The 1,442-nt window shown below is 67.3% G+C and carries 1 protein-coding gene; it reads left to right on the top strand.

Translation table 11 applies throughout. The features are described from left to right. The first annotated feature begins 232 nt into the window (after positions 1-232). Complete coding sequence (locus tag KWI83_RS37660; RefSeq protein WP_218518867.1) at positions 233-1,423, top strand: IS110 family transposase; 1,191 nt, start codon at positions 233-235, stop codon at positions 1,421-1,423. Positions 1,424-1,442: the final 19 nt, after the last annotated feature.

Raw genomic sequence — 1,442 nt, forward strand, 5'->3', positions numbered from 1 at the left:
TCAGTGGTCCCTACCTTGTTGATCGGGATGAGCGAGCCATTCGTAGGGTTGGCTCACCCAGGGGTGTCGGGTGTGGCTTTCAGTGGTCTGCCGTCCATGGCTTCTTACGATTCGCCGCCCGACCCCCCCGACGACTCGGCTGCTGATTAGGAATTGCGATCCGATCGCTGAGTAGGGACTCGCCAGCGAGGTCGTCTGTGGTGCAGGTAGGCAAGCGACCCGTGGAGAGCGCGTGACAGCGATCTGGGCCGGCATCGATGCCGGCAGGACCCATCACCACTGCGTGGTGATCGACGGCACCGGCAAGCGGCTGCTGTCGCGGCGAGTGGCCAACGACGAGACGGAGTTGCTGAAGCTCCTGGTCGACGTGCTCGCCCTGGGCGATGAGGTCACCTGGGGCATCGACCTGGCCGACGGCGGCGCCGCCCTGATGATCGATCTGCTGCTCAACCACGGACAGCACACGCTCTACATCCCCGGCCGAGCCGTCAGCCGCGCCTCCGAGGGCTACCGGGGCGAAGGCAAGACCGACGCCAAGGATGCCGCGATCATCGCTGACCAGGCCCGGATCCGCCGGGACCTGCAGCCCTTGCGGCCCGGTGACGAACTGGTCGCCGAGATCAAGGTCCACACCGGCCATCGCCGCGACCTCGCCGACGACCGCACCCGCGTGATCAACCGGCTCCACAATCACCTCACCAGCATCTTTCCCGCTCTGGACCGGGCTCTGGACCTCACGAATACCGGCCCGCTGATCCTGCTGACCGGCTACCAGACCCCAGCCGCCATCCGCAGGACCGGGGCCCGGAGGCTGGAGACCTGGCTGCGCAAGCGCAAGGTCCGCGGTGCTGCCCAACTCGCCGAGAAGGCCCTGGCAGCCGCCGAGAGCCAGCACACCAGCGTGACCGGGGAGAAGCCGACGGCCCAGCTCGTGCACACGCTCGCCAAGGAGGTGATGCGCCTCAACGAGCAGATCGCCGAGACCGACAAGCTCATCGAGGCCCGGTTTCGCGAGCACAAACACGCCGAGGTGATCGCGAGCATGCCCGGCATCGGCGCCCTGCTCGGCGCCGAGTTCCTCGCCGCCACCGGCGGCGACATGACAGCCTTCGACAGCCCGGACCGCCTCGCCGGGTTCGCCGGCGTTGCCCCGGCTCCACGCGACTCGGGCAAGATCAGCGGCAATCTGCACCGACCCAGACGTTACAGTCGGCGACTCCAGCGCGTCTTCTATACCTCCGCGCTGATCAGCATCCGCTGCTGTGACGAATCCCGCCGCTTCTACGACCGCAAACGCGCCGAAGGCAAGCGGCACACCCAGGCCGTCCTCGCCCTCGCCCGACGCCGGGTCAACGTCCTGTGGGCCCTGTTGCGCGACGGCCGGTGCTACGAATCCATACCCCCCGTCACGAACGCCGCTTGACAAAGAGATTAGGAATCGT

The organism is Streptomyces sp. TRM70350 (genome assembly GCF_019219825.1).
GTDB lineage: Bacteria > Actinomycetota > Actinomycetes > Streptomycetales > Streptomycetaceae > Streptomyces.